Genomic DNA, 14,430 nt, shown 5'->3' on the forward strand with positions numbered 1-14,430 from the left:
GCGTGAAACCCGTGTTACAGGCAGACCGGTTCCGGCTCGAGCTCGACGCCGAATTGCGCACGCACGTCGGCCTGGATCGCCCGCGCCAGCGCGAGCACGTCGGCGCCCGTCGCGCCGCCGCGATTGACGAGCACGAGCGCCTGGCGGTCGTGCACGGCCGCCGCGCCCAGCGCGCGCCCCTTCCAGCCGCAGCGGTCGATCAGCCAGCCGGCCGCGAGCTTGACCTGCCCGTCCGGCTGCGGATACGACACGACCTCGGGCGCGCGAGCGCGCAGCGCGTCGAACTGCGCGGCATCGATCACCGGATTCTTGAAGAAACTGCCCGCGTTGCCGAGCACGAGCGGATCGGGCAGCTTCGCGCGGCGGATCGCGACGACCGCGTCGAACACGTCGCGCGGCGTGGCCGCCTCGGGTGCGATGCCGTGCGTGTCGAGTTCGCGCGTGACGTCCGCGTAGCCGAGCCGCGGCGCCCATTGCTTCGGCAGCCGGAACGTCACCGATACGATCGCGAACCGGCCGCGCCCTTCCCGCTTGAAAAAGCTGTCGCGATAGCCGAACGCGCAGCGCGCGGCGTCAAAGTGCTCGCTGCGACCCGTCGCCAGCTCGACCGCGACCAGCGAGTCGAAATACGCCTTCATCTCGAGGCCGTATGCGCCGATGTTCTGGATCGGCGCGGCACCGACCGTGCCCGGAATCAGCGCGAGGTTCTCGAGGCCCGGCATCCCGTGCTCGAGCGTCCAGGCGACGAATCCGTGCCAGTTCTCGCCGCCGCCGGCCTCGACGTACCACGCGTCGTCGTCCTCGCGCACGACGCGACGGCCCGCGATCTCGTCGAGCAGCACGACACCTTCGAAATCGCGCGTGAACACGACGTTGCTGCCGCCGCCGAGTACGAGCTGCGGCAGGTTCGCGATGCGCGGGTCGCGGTGGAGCGCCTCGAACTGCGACGCATGCGTGACGCGCGCGGCAAAGCGCGCGGTCGCGGCGATGCCGAACGTGTTGTGCGCGGTGAGCGGATGGTCGGGAAGCAGCGGCAGGGCGGAATCGTCAGGAGGCATCGGCATTCGCGGTCACGTCCGCCCGGGGGGCGCATGGCCGGCCTTGGGCAAACGGAGGGGCATCGGTAAAATGGCAAACAGTCCGCAATTATAGCGAGTGCCCGCGCGCGAGCCGGGTGCCCGCATCTCAAGGGAGGAATGCCATGCCATCGTTCGACGTCGTTTCCGAAGCGAACATGATTGAAGTGAAGAATGCCATCGAGCAGTCGAACAAGGAAATTTCGACGCGCTTCGACTTCAAGGGCTCCGACGCGCGCGTCGAGCAAAAGGAGCGCGAGCTGACGCTGTTCGCCGATGACGATTTCAAGCTCGGCCAGGTCAAGGACGTGCTGATCAGCAAGCTGGCCAAGCGCAACGTCGACGTGCGCTTCCTCGACTACGGCAAGGTCGAGAAGATCGGCGGCGACAAGGTCAAGCAGATCGTCACCGTGAAGAAAGGCGTGACCGGCGATCTCGCGAAGAAGATCGTGCGCCTCGTGAAGGACAGCAAGATCAAGGTGCAGGCGAGCATCCAGGGCGACGCGGTGCGCGTGAACGGCACGAAGCGCGACGACCTGCAAAGCGTGATCGCGATGCTGCGCAAGGACGTGACCGACACGCCGCTCGACTTCAACAACTTCCGCGACTGATCGCCAGACGATCCGTCACGTCATCCTGCCGGGCTCCGCATACGCGGCGCGCCCGGCATGCGGCAAGCGCCGCGCCTCCTCAGGCCTTCCCGCCGCCCTGCGCGCCGCCGTCCGCGGCCGCCTTCTTCTTGTCGCCGATCCGGCTCTCCTGCCCCGCCAGCAGCTTCGAAATGTTGCCGCGGTGACGCCACACGAGTAGCACGCTCATCGCCAGCACGGCCCACGCGACCGGGTTGTGGCCCGTGCCGAACAGGAACACGTCGAACACCGGTGCGAACACGGCCGCCACCAGCGCCGCGAGCGACGAATAGCGGAAGAAGAACGCGACGATCAGCCAGGTCAGCGCGGTCGCGAGCCCGAGCACCGGGTGCACGGCGAGCAGCACGCCGGCCGCGGTCGCGACGCCCTTGCCGCCCTGGAAGCGGAAGAACACCGGGTACAGGTGGCCGAGGAACACGGCGATCGCGACCCAGGCGACCGCAACCTCGGGCAGGCCGAAGTGCCGCGCGAGCCAGACGGCAATCCAGCCCTTGAACGCGTCGCCGACGAGCGTCAGGATCGCGGCCTTCTTGTTGCCGCTGCGCAGCACGTTGGTCGCGCCGGGATTCTTCGACCCGTACGAACGCGGGTCGGCCAGGCCCATCGCGCCACTGACGACGACGGCAAACGACACCGAACCGATCAGGTAGGCAATGAGGGCGGCGAGCAGGATCTGCATGCGGAGGACTCTTCTTTCAACGTATCGGTAAAGGGACGGCTGCGCGTGGCAGGCCGAAACGGCGCCCATTCTACCGAACGCGCGCGGCCTGCCACGAAGGTGAAACCCTCAGTCGACGCTCGCGCACTGCACGGGCTGCGCGCCGAGCACTGACGTGAGCACCGCCGGCGCGAGACTGACGAGGTAGCCGCGACGGCCGCCGTTCAGGTAGATCGTCGGCAGCTCGAGGATCGTTGCCTCGACGTAGACAGGCATCGCCTTGCGCGTGCCGAACGGCGACGTGCCGCCGACGAGATAGCCGGAATGGCGGTTCGCGACCTCGGGCTTGCACGGCTCGACGCGCTTCACGCCGATCTGCCGCGCGAGGTTCTTCGTCGATACGGTGCGGTCGCCGTGCATCAGCACGATCAGCGGCTTCGCATGCTCATCTTCCATCACGAGCGTCTTCACGACGCTGTGCTCGTCGACGCCGAGCTGGCGCGCCGATTCGCCAGTGCCGCCGTGCTCGACGTAGTCGTACGGATGCTCGCCGAACGCAATGCCGTTGCGGCGCAGCAATTGGGTTGCAGGGGTTTCGGACACATGCTTGGATTTGCTCATGATGGCATTTTAATGGTGAACGACCGTCGGGCGCGCAATGGCACGCTCGCGCCCACGCCGGCGGTATACTCGCGGCCCGTTTTTCACCGGGCGGCCCGCTGCGTCGCCGCAACGATTCCGTCCATCATCATTGCGGACATCGCGAAGCGCTATTGCCCGAATGGCCGATTGTGGCGCGCGTGCTGTCATGGCACGATCGTTCGCCAACCTCGTCAGCCGTCGCCCGCCCCTTTTCTGGAGACGCCATGTCCTCGTCCCTCCGTTCTTCCGAGCCGCTCGACGTCGATGCACTGCTCGCCGCGCTGCCCCGCCGCATCGCCGACGTGCCCGCACGCTGGGCCGCGCAGGCGCCCGCGCATCCGGCGCTGATCGAGGACGCGCGCCGCCTGTCGTACGGCGAGCTGTCGCAGGCCGTCGATGCGGCGGCCGCTCGGCTCGCCAACCTCGGCGTGCAAGGCGGCGACCGCGTGATGATCGTCGCCGAAAACTGCGTCGCGCAGATCGTGCTGCTGTTCGCGGTCGCACGCCTCGACGCATGGGCACTCATGTCGAACGCGCGGCTGTCGGCCAGCGAACTCGACGCGATCGCCGCGCACGCGCGCCCGAAACTGATCGCATTCACCACCGACGCATCGCCCGACGCGCGCACCCATGCCACGCGGCACGACGCGACGCCTGCCGGCGCGCTGCCGGTCGACATCGGCGCGTGGTCGTATCGCGTCGACACGAGCGCGCCGGGCGAACCGGTCGCCGCCGACGGTGCCGCGCAATGCGCGGCGCTGATCTACACGACCGGCACGACCGGCACGCCGAAAGGCGTGATGCTGTCGCATCGCAACCTGCTGTTCATCGCAGCCACGTCGAGCACGCTGCGCCGCGTGTCGCCCGACGACGTCGTCTACACGGTGCTGCCCGTGTCGCACGTGTACGGGCTCGCGTCGGTCTGCCTCGGCAGCCTGTACGCGGGCGCGACGCTGCGGCTCGTCCCGCGCTTCTCGCCGGAAGCCGTGCGCGTCGCGCTCGCCGACGAAGGCGTCACGATCTTCCAGGGCGTGCCCGCGATGCACGCGAAGCTGCTCGAACACCTGCACACGCACGGCCACGCATGGCGCGCACCGCGCCTGCGCTTCGCGTATTCGGGCGGCTCGCCGCTCGACGCGAACCTGAAGGCACGTGTCGAGCGCCTGTACGGCGTGCCGCTGCACAACGGCTACGGGATGACCGAAAGCAGCCCGACGATCACGCAGACGCCGCTCGACGCGCCGCGCACCGACAGCTCGGTCGGCGTGCCGATTCCCGGTGTGGAGATGCGGATCGTCGCGCCGGACGGCACCGACGTGCCGCCGGGTGAAGTCGGCGAGATCCGCGTGCGCGGGCCGAACGTGATGCTCGGCTACTACCGCAACGCGGACGCGACACACGCGGCAGTATCGCCGGACGGCTGGCTGAGCACCGGCGATCTCGCGCGGCAGGAAGCGGACGGCGCGGTGACGATCGCGGGCCGCAGCAAGGAGCTGATCATCCGGTCGGGCTTCAACGTCTATCCGGTCGAAGTCGAACAGGTGCTGAACGCACATCCGGACGTCGTGCAGGCGGCCGTCATCGGCCGCGCGGTCGAAGGCAACGAGGAAGTGCTCGCGTTCGTCGAACTGGTGCCCGGCGCGACGGCGGACGAAGCGGCGTTGCACGCATGGTGTGCGGAACGGCTCGCGCCTTACAAGCGCCCCGCGCACCTGCGCGTGCTCGACGCGCTGCCGGCCGCGTCGACGGGCAAGGTGCTGAAGCACAAGCTGCGCGAGCTGGTCTGACCCAGGCGGGCCGCTGCGCCCGCCAACGCCCGCGCAGCGAAGCGTGCGCTAACCGCGCGGGTGGTGTTCCGCGTGCAGCGTCTTCAGCCGTTCGCGCGCGACGTGCGTATAGATCTGCGTGGTCGAGATGTCGCTGTGACCGAGCAGCAATTGCACGACGCGCAGGTCGGCGCCGTGGTTCAGCAGGTGCGTCGCGAATGCGTGCCGCAGCGTGTGCGGCGACAGGTGCGCACGCACGTCCGCGTGCTGTGCGTGGCGCTTGATGATGTTCCAGAACTGCTGGCGCGTCATGCCGTCGCCGCGCGCGGTCACGAACAGCGCATCGGCCGCGCGCGCGCCGAGCAGCGCCGGCCGCGCATCGCGCAGATAGCGCTCGATCCAGCCGTGCGCGACTTCGCCGAACGGCACGAGCCGCTCCTTCGAGCCCTTGCCCATCACGCGCACGACGCCCTCGTTGAGCCCGACCTCGACGGTCTTCAGCATCACGAGCTCGCTCACGCGCAGCCCGCTCGCATACATCAGCTCGAGCATCGTGCGATCGCGCAGGCCGAGGGGCGTATCGATGTCGGGCGCGCCGAGCAGCGCCTCGACCTGAGCCTCCGACAACGTCGACGGAAACCGGGCGGCCTGCTTCGCGGACGTGATCCGCAGCGTCGGGTCGGCGCTCGCGCGATGCTCACGCACGGCCCAGCCGTAATAGCGCCGGAACACGGACAACCGCCGGTTCGACGACGTCGCCTTGCCGTCGCTGCGCGCGGCGATGTAGCCCGTCACCATCGTTTCGTCGACCGAATCGAGCGGCGCGTCGTGCGTCTCGGCCAGCCATTGGGAAAACAGCACCAGATCGCGCCGGTACGCGTCGAGCGTATTGCGCGCGAGCCCATGCTCGAGCCACAACGCATCGCAAAACACGTCGATCGACGCACGGCTTGCCAGCAGCGCAGGGGACGCCGCGGCGGCATCGCCGTCGGCTTCGGGGGAAATCAGCGATTCACTCATCAGTACGGCACGCCCTCGTGCGCCAGCAGCCAGCGCTTCACTTTCTGGTAATAACCGTTGTCGTCGTGGTTCGCGAAGCCGCCGAGGCCGCCCGCCGCGACGACGCGATGGCACGGGATCACGAGCGGGAAGTAGTTCGCGCCGCACGCCTGGCCGACCGCGCGCGGCGCGCTGCCGATCCGCTTCGCGACCTGCCCGTAGGTCAGCACCGTGCCGGGCGGGATATCGCTGATCACGTCCCACACGCGATGCTGGAACGCGCTGCCGACTTCGGCAAGCGGCAGGTCGAAGCGCGCCGACGCGCGCTCGAAATAACGTTCGATCTGCTTGACCGCGCGCTTCGCGAGCGGCGAATCCGGCTCGACCGACTTCACCGATTCGGGCAGGTAGACGATCTCGCGCACCACCGCGGCGTCCGTACGGATGCCGACCTTGCCGAACGGCGCGTCGATGACTGCATTGAACATGGCCCTCTCCTGACCGATGGATGCACGCGGCACCACCGCGCGCCGACGACACTTTACGCCGCCTTCACGCGGCACGCAGCGCCCATTCGACATGCTCGCGCACGACCGGCGACGGGTCGTCGGCCCGCGCGCGCAACGCAGCGACGATCGCGTCGCGCGCGGCCGGCGCGAGCCGGCCCGCGTCCGCGCGCAGCGCATTGCCGAGCCCGACCGCGAGATTGCGCAGCCAGCTTTCGTAGCCGATGCGCCGGATCGCGCTGCCCTGCATCCGCGTATCGAACGTGTCCGCATCCCACGCAAACAGCTCGACCAGCGTCGCGCGATCGAGGCCGTGCCGCACGTCGAAATCGGCGACAGGCGCGGCCTGCGCGAACTTGTTCCACGGGCACACGAGCTGGCAGTCGTCGCAGCCGTACACGCGATTGCCGATCATCGGCCGCAGCGGCTCGGGGATGCTGCCTTTCAGTTCGATCGTCAGGTACGAGATGCAGCGGCGCGCGTCGACGCGGTACGGCTCGACGATCGCGCCGGTCGGGCAGGCGCCGATGCAGCGCGTGCAGCTGCCGCAGTGTGCGCCGGGTGTCTCGGGCGCGGTGTCGGGCGACGTGTGCGCGTCGGTCGGCAGCGGCACGTCGACGTAGATTTCGCCGAGAAAGAACAGCGACCCCGCGTCACGCTGCAGCAGCAGCGTGTGCTTGCCGCGCCAGCCGACACCAGCCTTCTGCGCGAGTTCGACCTCGAGCACGGGCGCCGAATCGGTGAACACGCGGTAGCCGAACGCGCCGATCTCTTGCTCGATGCGCTCGGCGAGCGTCTGCAGCCGGTTGCGCAGCACCTTGTGATAGTCGCGGCCGCGGGCGTAGATCGACACGACAGCCGCCTGCGGATCGTCGAGCCGGGCCCGTTCGCGCGCGCGCCAGTCGTGCGGCACGAGCGCGCCCGGCTCGCTTTCAGGCGCGTTGCCGGCCAGCGTTTCGGCCGGCAAATAGGCGAGCCGCACGGAAATCACGCGTCGCGTACCGGCCACAAGTTCGGCCGGACGCGCGCGTTTCATCCCATGTTTCGCCATATAATCCATTTCGCCGTGGTATCCGGCTTCCAGCCAGGCGGCGAGGCCTGCTTCGGCATCCGAGAGATCGGTATCGCTGATGCCGATCGCCCCGAAACCCAATTCGCGCCCCCACGCCCTGATGCGCGCGGCGAGCGCAGTCAACGCCGCATCGTCGAGCGCGCACGGTGCCGCGCCTTCGGCACGAGTCGAAGGCCTGTCGGATGCGGCGAGTTCCGGTAATCGGTTCATCGCACTATTTTACGAGAATGTCAGCCACGTCCAGCCATCCGCCTCATGCCGTCACGTTGCCTGCCCCGCTCGAGCAGCGCGTGATCGCGCTCGCCGACGAAGCGGCGACCGAGGCTTTCGGCACCCGCTTCGCACACGCGCTCGACGCGGCCCGCGTCGAACTCGCCCGCGCGCATGCGTTCGACGGGCTGCAGATCCAGCTGGTCGGCGATCTCGGCGCGGGCAAGACGTCCCTCGTCCGCGCGATCCTGCGGGGCCTCGGCCACACGGGGCGCGTGCGCAGTCCGACCTATACGCTCGTCGAGCCGTACGCACTCGAACGCGACGATGGGGAACTCGAGGTCTATCACTTCGATCTGTATCGTTTCAACGATCCGGCCGAATGGTCCGACGCAGGCTTTCGCGAATATTTCAATTCCAGCGCGATCTGCCTCGTCGAATGGCCACAACAGGCGGGCACGCTGCTCGGCGTACCCGATCTGGTTTTCTCGCTCGACGTGGATGGCGACGGCCGCGCCCTCACCGTCCGGGCGTACAGCGCTTCAGGAAAGGCATGTCTCGAAAGATGTTGATCAAACCGTTCCGCTCGATCGAATCGGCGGCCACCGCGACGCACAACTGGCGGCGCCGTCAGATCCTGTGCGCGGGCGCGTCGACGCTGGTGCTCGGTCTCGTCGCACCGCGGCTCGCGCACGCGTCGTCGGTGCTCGGTGTGCGCGTGTGGCCCGCACGCGATTACACGCGCGTCACGATCGAATCCGACCAGCCGCTGCAGAATACCCAACAGCTGCTGCAGGGTCCCGACCGTCTCGTCGTCGACCTGACCGGCCTCGATCTCGACCAGGCGCTGCGCGACCTCGTGTCGAAGATCGCGCCGAACGATCCGCAGATCCAGTCGGTGCGCGTCGGCCAGTATCAGCCGCACGTCGTGCGGATGGTGTTCGACCTGAAAGGGTCGGTGAAACCGCAGGTGTTCACGCTGCCGCCGGTCGGCGCCTACAAGTACCGGCTCGTGTTCGACCTGTATCCGGCCGTCGCGCCCGATCCGCTGACCGACCTGATCGCGCAGACGGAACGCAAGGAACAGGCGCTCAACGACACCGCGCGCGCGCAGCAGATGCAGCCGCCGACCACGCTGGCCGGCCCGGGCACGCCCCCGCCGCCGCCCGCTGCGGGCGACAACAGCGACGCGTTCTTCCAGCGCTTCGCGCAGAACACGCCGGCCACGCCGCGCACGCCGCCCGCCACCCCTTCGACGCCCGCGAAGCCCGCCGTCAAGCCGCCGCCCGTCATCGCGCGCCGTGACGACAGCGACGACGACAGCGACACCTACAAGTTCACCGCGCCGAAATCCGGCAAGGGCGGCACCGTGCGCCTGCTGACGGTTGCCATCGATCCGGGCCACGGCGGCGAGGATCCGGGCGCGATCGGCGGCGGCGGCACGTACGAGAAGCACATCGCACTCGACATCGCGAAGAAGCTGCGCGCGAAGATCGACGGCGCGCCGAACATGCGCGCGATGATGACGCGCGACGCCGACTTCTTCGTGCCGCTGAACGTGCGCGTGCAGAAGGCGCGCCGCGTGGGCGCCGACCTGTTCGTGTCGATCCACGCCGATGCATTCACGACGCCGTCCGCGCGCGGTTCGTCGGTGTTCGCGCTGTCCGATCACGGCGCGACCAGCGCCGCGGCGCGCTGGATGGCGAACAAGGAGAATTCGTCCGACCTGATCGGCGGCATCAACATCAAGACGGCTGACGCGGCCGTGAACCGCGCGCTGTTCGACATGTCGACCACCGCGCAGATCCGCGATTCGCTGCGCTACGGCAACTACGTGCTGAAGGAAGTCGGCGGCATCAACAAGCTGCACAAGGGCTCGGTCGAGCAGGCCGGGTTCGCGGTGCTGAAGGCGCCCGACATTCCGTCGATCCTCGTCGAAACGGCGTTCATCAGCAACCCGGAAGAGGAGAGCCGCCTGAACGACGACAGCTATCGCGACCAGATGGCCGACGCGATCTTCCGCGGCATCAAGCGCTATTTCGCGGCGAATCCGCCGCTCGCGAAGAACCGGATGGCCTGACGGCCGTACCCGGCCACCCCGCCCCGCCGCCGGCACGCAGTGCGTGCCGGCGCGTCACGATGCCGCGAAGCGGCGCATCAGTTTCCCGCCGAACACGTTCACCGCAAGCCCGCCCATCACGAGCGCCGTGCCGATCAATTGCGTGCGCGTCAGATGCTCGTCGAGCAGCAGCGCCGACGACGCGAGGCCGACGATCGGCACCAGCAGCGAGAACTGCGCGACCTGCGCGGCCGGATAGCGCGACAGCAGGCGGCTCCACAGCCCATAGCCGAGCAGCGTCGCGACGAACGCGAGATAGACGACCGCGAAGATCGATGCGCCGTTCAGCCCGGCGAGCGCGGTCGCGATCCGTTGCGGGCCTTCGAACCACAGCGACAGCAGGAAGAACGGCACGGGCGGCACCAGGCTTGCCCACACGACGAGCGACACCAGGTTGGCACGGCCGACCTTCTTCGTGACGATGTTGCCGAATGCCCACATCGCGGCCGAACAGATCGTCAGCAGGAAGCCCGCGAGCGTCATCTCGCGGCCGCCCTGCGCCGCGATCACGACGAGCCCGCCCGCGGCGATCGCGAGCCCGAACAGGTTCTGAATCCGCAACTGCTCGCCGAGGAACAGCATCGCGAACACGAGCGTGAAGAATGCCTGCGACTGCAGCACGAGCGACGCGAGGCCGGCCGGCATGCCGACGTACATGCCGGTGAACAGGAACACGAACTGGCCGAGCTGGATCGTCGCGCCGTACAGCACCAGCAGGCGCCACGGAATCTGCGGCCGGCGCACGAAGAACACCGCGGGCACGGCCGCGAGCGTGAAGCGCAGCGCGCCGAGCAGCATCGGCGGCATGCCGTGCAGCCCGACCTTGATCACGACGAAGTTCACGCCCCACGCCAGGATCACGACCAGCGCAAGCAGCAAGTCCTTCGGGGCCATCATCGGCGGCTCCTCGATTGTCGAATTGTTGTGCAAGGTGCGCTCGGGCCCTGTCGCTTTGCGCCGGGCTCCCCGAGGCGGTCATCCCCGAACGGGACTTCCTTTGGGGTGAAAACCCGGGGCGGCCCGGCGTTTTCCTGAGAAACCGGTCAGTCTACCGGGTTTCGGCCCCCGGCCCGATACCCGCGCGGTGCACATGGAATCGGCGGCGGACGGCCAGTACAATGACCGGCATCCCCCGCCGCCCTACAGGATCCGTCATGACCGCTCCGATCAAAGCCCTGCTGAAGCCGCACGTGCGCGACATCGGCAACCTGCAGGTGCGCCGCACGCTGCCCGCACTCGCCGCCCGCCTCGTCGGCCCGTTCATCTTCTTCGATCACATGGGGCCCGCCGCGCTGCCGCCCGGCACGGGGCTCGACGTGCGCCCGCATCCGCATATCGGCCTCGCCACCGTCACCTACCTGTTCGACGGCGCGATCCTGCACCGCGACAGCCTCGGCTCGCTGCAGGAAATCGTGCCGGGCGACGTGAACTGGATGACGGCCGGCCGCGGGATCGTCCACTCCGAACGCACGCCCGACGCGCAGCGCGAAAACGGCCACACCGTGCACGGGATCCAGACCTGGGTCGCGCTGCCGCGCGCGCACGAAACCACCGAGCCGTCGTTCGAGCACCATCCGGCCGTGACGCTGCCGCGCCGCAACGAAAACGGCGTCGAACTGACGGTGATCGCCGGCGATGCGTTCGGGCTGCGCTCACCCGTCACGACGTTCTCGCGCACGCTGTACGTCGCGGCCGAATTCGCGGCCGGCGGCCGTGTCGAGCTCGACGCGTCGCACGAGGAGCGCGCGGTCTATGTGGTCGACGGCGAGCTCGCGATCGACGGCACGCCGGTGCCGGCCGAGCAGATGGCCGTGCTCGCGCCCGGGGTCGCGGTCACGCTGACGAGCGGCAGCGGCGCGCGCGCGATGCTGCTCGGCGGCGACAAGATCGACGGCGAGCGCTTCATCGAATGGAATTTCGTCGCCAGCAGCCGCGACGCGATCGAGCGCGCGAAAGAAGCCTGGACGCGCCAGGAAATGGGCAAGGTGCCGGGCGAGACCGAGTGGATTCCGCTGCCCGAGTCGAAGCCGCGTTGAAAAAGGGGCGTGCCGCCCCCATCCTGACGACATTCGAACGGAAGAGAACGACATGGACACCACGCTTGCCACATTCGAGAAAGACGTCATCGAGGCGTCGCTGGACGCACCCGTGCTGGTCGACTTCTGGGCGCCGTGGTGCGGCCCCTGCAAGACGCTCGGCCCGCTGCTGGAAAAGCTCGAAGGCGACTACGAAGGCCGCTGGAAACTCGTGAAGGTCAACGTCGACGAGAACCAGGAGCTCGCCGCGCACTTCCAGACGCGCAGCATTCCGCACGTGATCGCGTTCGCCGACGGGCGCCCGGTCGACCAGTTCGTCGGCGTGCTGCCCGAAGGCCAGCTGCGCGCCTTCCTCGACCGGCTGCTGCCGGCCCCCGAGGAAGCCGAACGGCGTGCCGCGCAGTACGCGATGGCCGAGGAGCGCTACGACGACGCGCTCACGCACCTCGAAGCGGCGCTCGCGCTGAACCCGGGCTTCGACGACGCACGCCTCGACCTGATCGAACTGCTGCTCGCGAGCAACCAGGTCGACGCCGCGCGCGCCGAGACCGAGCGGCTGTCGCCGCAAACGCTGCAAAACGGCGATCCGCGCTACCAGGCGATCAAGACCCGCTTCGACGCGCTCGAAGCCACGGCCGACCTGCCGCCGACCGACGCACTCGAAGCACGCATCGCGGCGAACCCGGCCGACCTCGACGCGCGCTTCGACCTCGCGCAGAGTCTGATCGCGCGGCGCGCGTACGAAGGCGCGGTGGAGCAGTTGCTGGAAATCGTCACGCGCGACCGCGCGTACGGCGACGATCTCGGCCGCCGCACGCTGATCTCGGTGTTCGAACTGGCCGGCGATCGGCCGGACCTCGTCGCCGGGTGGCGGCGCAGGCTGAGCATGGCGCTCAACTGAACGGATGGGTGACCGGCCGGGCCGCAACGGCCCGGCTGCGGGATCGCCCCGCATGACATACGGCGGCGCGTATCACGCGCCGCCGCATCCCTCAACGACCGCGCTTCACGGCAGCTCAGCCGGCGGCCTGCGCCGCGATCGCGCGCAGCGCATGCGCGGCGGCCGCGAAGCCGAAGCTCGCGGTCACGCACACGCTCGAACCGAATCCCGCACAGTTGAGCCCGGCGACGTGCGCGGCCGCGGACGGCTCGGCGCCGTCCTCGAGGTCGCAGGCCGCCGCTTCCGGATAGATCAGCGGCTCGTCCGAATACACGGCGCTGACCTTGAAACGCGCCTTCGGCCCGCGCGGAAAGCCGTGCTGCTTGCGCAACTGCGCGCGCACCTTCGACAGCAGCGGATCCTGGATCGTCAGCGCGAGATCGTCGATCCGGATGCGCGTCGGGTCGAGCTGACCGCCCGCGCCGCCGACCACGACGAGCGGCTGGCGCTTCGCGACACACCACGCGATCAGCGCGACCTTCGTGCGCACGCTGTCGATCGCGTCGATCACGTAGTCGAAACCGCCGCCGAGCAGCGCGTCGAAGTTGTCGGGCTCGACGAAATCCTCGATCCGGTTCACGCGGCACGCGGGATCGATCAGTGCGATCCGCTCGGCCATCGCGTCGACCTTCGGCTTGCCGTAATTGCCGTCGAGCGCGTGGATCTGCCGGTTCGTATTGCTTTCCGCAACGTTGTCGAGGTCGATCAGCGTCAGCGTGCCGACCGCATTGCGGGCGAGCGCCTCGGCCACCCACGACCCGACGCCGCCGATGCCGATCACCGCGACGTGCGCGCGCTCGAATGCGGCGGCCGCCGGCGCGCCGTACAGCCGCGCGACGCCGCCAAAGCGCCGCGCGCGATCCACGTCAAGCTGGATTTCCGGGGTCGGGGTAAGATCAGAGGAACTGGGCGGGGCAGCGTCGGCGGCGGACATGGCAGCAAGGAAAATGTAAGTCGTGCAGCCCTCTATTTTGCCTGAACTCCCCGCTCGCACGCGCCACTGTACACGCACGTTTCTCGCGCGTTGGCTACAATGGTTTCAGATTGAAGCGTTTGCATAACATGACGACTCTCGCCGATCTTCGCATCAACTATTCACGTGCTTCGCTCGACGAAGCCGATGTCGCCCACGACCCCTTCGCCCAGTTCGACCGCTGGTTCAAGGAGGCGCTCGCCGCCAAGCTGCCCGAGCCGAACACGATGACGCTCGCGACCGTCGGCGACGACGGCCGGCCGTCGGCACGCATCGTGCTCATCAAGGGCGTCGACGAACGCGGGTTCGTCTTCTTTACCAATTACGAAAGCCGCAAGGGGCGCGATCTTGCCGCGCATCCGCAGGCCGCCCTGCTGTTCTACTGGATCGAGCTCGAGCGCCAGGTGCGCATCGAAGGCCGGATCGAGAAAACCAGCGCCGAGGAAAGCGACCGCTATTTCGCGTCGCGTCCGCTCGGCTCGCGCATCGGCGCATGGGCGTCCGAGCAGAGCGCCGTGATCGACAGCCGCGCCACGCTCGAAGCGCAGGAACAGGCCGTCAGCGAACGCTACGGCGACAACCCGCCGCGCCCGCCGCACTGGGGCGGCTACCGCCTCGTGCCCGACTCGATCGAGTTCTGGCAGGGCCGCCCGTCGCGGCTGCACGACCGCCTGCTCTATACGCGCGACGCCGATACGTCGCCGGACTGGTCGATCTCGCGCCTGTCGCCTTAAGCGCGGCGCCGGCGCACGCCGGCCGTGTCTCGTGTTACATCCGGGCGCC

15 protein-coding genes are annotated in these 14,430 nt (G+C 68.7%); 7 read left to right on the forward strand and 8 right to left on the reverse strand.

Going from position 1 to position 14,430, the window contains the following annotated elements:
- Positions 1 to 14: 14 nt before the first annotated feature.
- The gene (gene murB, locus ACN8ZM_RS13760) at positions 15 to 1,064 is read right to left on the reverse strand and encodes a UDP-N-acetylmuramate dehydrogenase (RefSeq protein WP_420210142.1); all 1,050 of its coding nucleotides are present in this window, start codon (positions 1,062 to 1,064) and stop codon (positions 15 to 17) included.
- Positions 1,065 to 1,201: 137 nt separating this feature from the next.
- Here murB and ACN8ZM_RS13765 point away from each other — a divergent pair, with 137 nt between their 5' ends.
- Entirely contained in the window at positions 1,202 to 1,687 is a 486-nt protein-coding gene (locus ACN8ZM_RS13765) for a YajQ family cyclic di-GMP-binding protein (RefSeq protein ID WP_043190069.1), read from the forward strand.
- A gap of 79 nt (positions 1,688 to 1,766) precedes the next feature.
- Here ACN8ZM_RS13765 and plsY read toward each other — a convergent pair whose 3' ends face one another.
- Positions 1,767 to 2,405, reverse strand: coding sequence for a glycerol-3-phosphate 1-O-acyltransferase PlsY (gene plsY / locus ACN8ZM_RS13770; RefSeq protein WP_043190071.1), 639 nt, complete (start codon positions 2,403 to 2,405; stop codon positions 1,767 to 1,769).
- 108 nt (positions 2,406 to 2,513) lie between these two features.
- Positions 2,514 to 3,005: a Cys-tRNA(Pro) deacylase gene (gene ybaK / locus ACN8ZM_RS13775; protein ID WP_420210143.1), complete on the reverse strand. Its 492-nt coding sequence runs from the start codon at positions 3,003 to 3,005 to the stop codon at positions 2,514 to 2,516.
- A 245-nt stretch (positions 3,006 to 3,250) separates the two neighbouring features.
- Here ybaK and ACN8ZM_RS13780 point away from each other — a divergent pair, with 245 nt between their 5' ends.
- Positions 3,251 to 4,813, forward strand: coding sequence for a class I adenylate-forming enzyme family protein (locus ACN8ZM_RS13780; protein WP_420210144.1), 1,563 nt, complete (start codon positions 3,251 to 3,253; stop codon positions 4,811 to 4,813).
- A gap of 48 nt (positions 4,814 to 4,861) precedes the next feature.
- Here ACN8ZM_RS13780 and xerD read toward each other — a convergent pair whose 3' ends face one another.
- From xerD to queG, 3 genes are all read right to left on the reverse strand, one after another.
- Positions 4,862 to 5,812, reverse strand: coding sequence for a site-specific tyrosine recombinase XerD (gene xerD, locus ACN8ZM_RS13785; RefSeq protein WP_043190077.1), 951 nt, complete (start codon positions 5,810 to 5,812; stop codon positions 4,862 to 4,864).
- On the reverse strand, positions 5,812 to 6,279 hold the full coding sequence (locus tag ACN8ZM_RS13790; RefSeq protein ID WP_111016246.1) for a methylated-DNA--[protein]-cysteine S-methyltransferase: 468 nt from the start codon (positions 6,277 to 6,279) through the stop codon (positions 5,812 to 5,814). The genes xerD and ACN8ZM_RS13790 overlap by 1 nt, the downstream gene beginning before the upstream one ends.
- 64 nt (positions 6,280 to 6,343) lie before the next feature.
- A complete protein-coding gene (queG, locus tag ACN8ZM_RS13795) occupies positions 6,344 to 7,579 on the reverse strand; it encodes a tRNA epoxyqueuosine(34) reductase QueG (protein ID WP_420210145.1) in 1,236 nt (411 codons plus the stop codon).
- Between the two features lie 17 nt (positions 7,580 to 7,596).
- Between queG and tsaE the strand changes: the two genes are divergently transcribed.
- Together tsaE and ACN8ZM_RS13805 are read left to right on the forward strand one after the other, a co-directional pair.
- Positions 7,597 to 8,151 carry a tRNA (adenosine(37)-N6)-threonylcarbamoyltransferase complex ATPase subunit type 1 TsaE gene (tsaE, locus tag ACN8ZM_RS13800; protein ID WP_043190084.1) on the forward strand — a complete coding sequence of 185 codons (555 nt, stop codon included), beginning with the start codon at positions 7,597 to 7,599 and terminating at the stop codon, positions 8,149 to 8,151.
- Complete coding sequence (locus ACN8ZM_RS13805; RefSeq protein ID WP_420210146.1) at positions 8,133 to 9,659, forward strand: N-acetylmuramoyl-L-alanine amidase; 1,527 nt, start codon at positions 8,133 to 8,135, stop codon at positions 9,657 to 9,659. Before tsaE ends, ACN8ZM_RS13805 begins: the two co-directional genes overlap by 19 nt.
- Before the next feature lie 54 nt (positions 9,660 to 9,713).
- Here ACN8ZM_RS13805 and ACN8ZM_RS13810 read toward each other — a convergent pair whose 3' ends face one another.
- Entirely contained in the window at positions 9,714 to 10,592 is an 879-nt protein-coding gene (locus ACN8ZM_RS13810) for an EamA family transporter (protein ID WP_179258737.1), read from the reverse strand.
- Positions 10,593 to 10,852: 260 nt separating this feature from the next.
- Here ACN8ZM_RS13810 and ACN8ZM_RS13815 point away from each other — a divergent pair, with 260 nt between their 5' ends.
- Together ACN8ZM_RS13815 and trxA are read left to right on the forward strand one after the other, a co-directional pair.
- Positions 10,853 to 11,734: a pirin family protein gene (locus ACN8ZM_RS13815; protein WP_043190088.1), complete on the forward strand. Its 882-nt coding sequence runs from the start codon at positions 10,853 to 10,855 to the stop codon at positions 11,732 to 11,734.
- Positions 11,735 to 11,786: 52 nt separating this feature from the next.
- A complete protein-coding gene (gene trxA / locus ACN8ZM_RS13820) occupies positions 11,787 to 12,635 on the forward strand; it encodes a thioredoxin (protein ID WP_043190090.1) in 849 nt (282 codons plus the stop codon).
- Between the two features lie 115 nt (positions 12,636 to 12,750).
- Here the strand turns inward: trxA and ACN8ZM_RS13825 are convergent, their stop codons facing one another.
- Positions 12,751 to 13,608: a tRNA threonylcarbamoyladenosine dehydratase gene (locus ACN8ZM_RS13825; protein WP_043190093.1), complete on the reverse strand. Its 858-nt coding sequence runs from the start codon at positions 13,606 to 13,608 to the stop codon at positions 12,751 to 12,753.
- A gap of 128 nt (positions 13,609 to 13,736) precedes the next feature.
- Here ACN8ZM_RS13825 and pdxH point away from each other — a divergent pair, with 128 nt between their 5' ends.
- Positions 13,737 to 14,381, forward strand: coding sequence for a pyridoxamine 5'-phosphate oxidase (pdxH, locus tag ACN8ZM_RS13830; RefSeq protein WP_089451179.1), 645 nt, complete (start codon positions 13,737 to 13,739; stop codon positions 14,379 to 14,381).
- Positions 14,382 to 14,430 lie beyond the last annotated feature (49 nt).

This window comes from Burkholderia aenigmatica (assembly GCF_048627025.1).
In the GTDB taxonomy this organism is placed as follows: domain Bacteria; phylum Pseudomonadota; class Gammaproteobacteria; order Burkholderiales; family Burkholderiaceae; genus Burkholderia; species Burkholderia aenigmatica.

Coding starts and splice junctions, on each gene's coding strand:
- pdxH (WP_089451179.1), top strand. CDS start 13,737: ATGACGACTCTCGCCGATCTTCGCATCAACTATTCACGTGCTTCGCTC.
- ACN8ZM_RS13790 (WP_111016246.1), bottom strand. CDS start 6,279: ATGTTCAATGCAGTCATCGACGCGCCGTTCGGCAAGGTCGGCATCCGT.
- queG (WP_420210145.1), bottom strand. CDS start 7,579: ATGAACCGATTACCGGAACTCGCCGCATCCGACAGGCCTTCGACTCGT.
- plsY (WP_043190071.1), bottom strand. CDS start 2,405: ATGCAGATCCTGCTCGCCGCCCTCATTGCCTACCTGATCGGTTCGGTG.
- tsaE (WP_043190084.1), top strand. CDS start 7,597: ATGTCAGCCACGTCCAGCCATCCGCCTCATGCCGTCACGTTGCCTGCC.
- ACN8ZM_RS13825 (WP_043190093.1), bottom strand. CDS start 13,608: ATGTCCGCCGCCGACGCTGCCCCGCCCAGTTCCTCTGATCTTACCCCG.
- murB (WP_420210142.1), bottom strand. CDS start 1,064: ATGCCGATGCCTCCTGACGATTCCGCCCTGCCGCTGCTTCCCGACCAT.
- ACN8ZM_RS13765 (WP_043190069.1), top strand. CDS start 1,202: ATGCCATCGTTCGACGTCGTTTCCGAAGCGAACATGATTGAAGTGAAG.
- ACN8ZM_RS13815 (WP_043190088.1), top strand. CDS start 10,853: ATGACCGCTCCGATCAAAGCCCTGCTGAAGCCGCACGTGCGCGACATC.
- ybaK (WP_420210143.1), bottom strand. CDS start 3,005: ATGAGCAAATCCAAGCATGTGTCCGAAACCCCTGCAACCCAATTGCTG.
- ACN8ZM_RS13805 (WP_420210146.1), top strand. CDS start 8,133: ATGTCTCGAAAGATGTTGATCAAACCGTTCCGCTCGATCGAATCGGCG.
- ACN8ZM_RS13780 (WP_420210144.1), top strand. CDS start 3,251: ATGTCCTCGTCCCTCCGTTCTTCCGAGCCGCTCGACGTCGATGCACTG.
- trxA (WP_043190090.1), top strand. CDS start 11,787: ATGGACACCACGCTTGCCACATTCGAGAAAGACGTCATCGAGGCGTCG.
- ACN8ZM_RS13810 (WP_179258737.1), bottom strand. CDS start 10,592: ATGGCCCCGAAGGACTTGCTGCTTGCGCTGGTCGTGATCCTGGCGTGG.
- xerD (WP_043190077.1), bottom strand. CDS start 5,812: ATGAGTGAATCGCTGATTTCCCCCGAAGCCGACGGCGATGCCGCCGCG.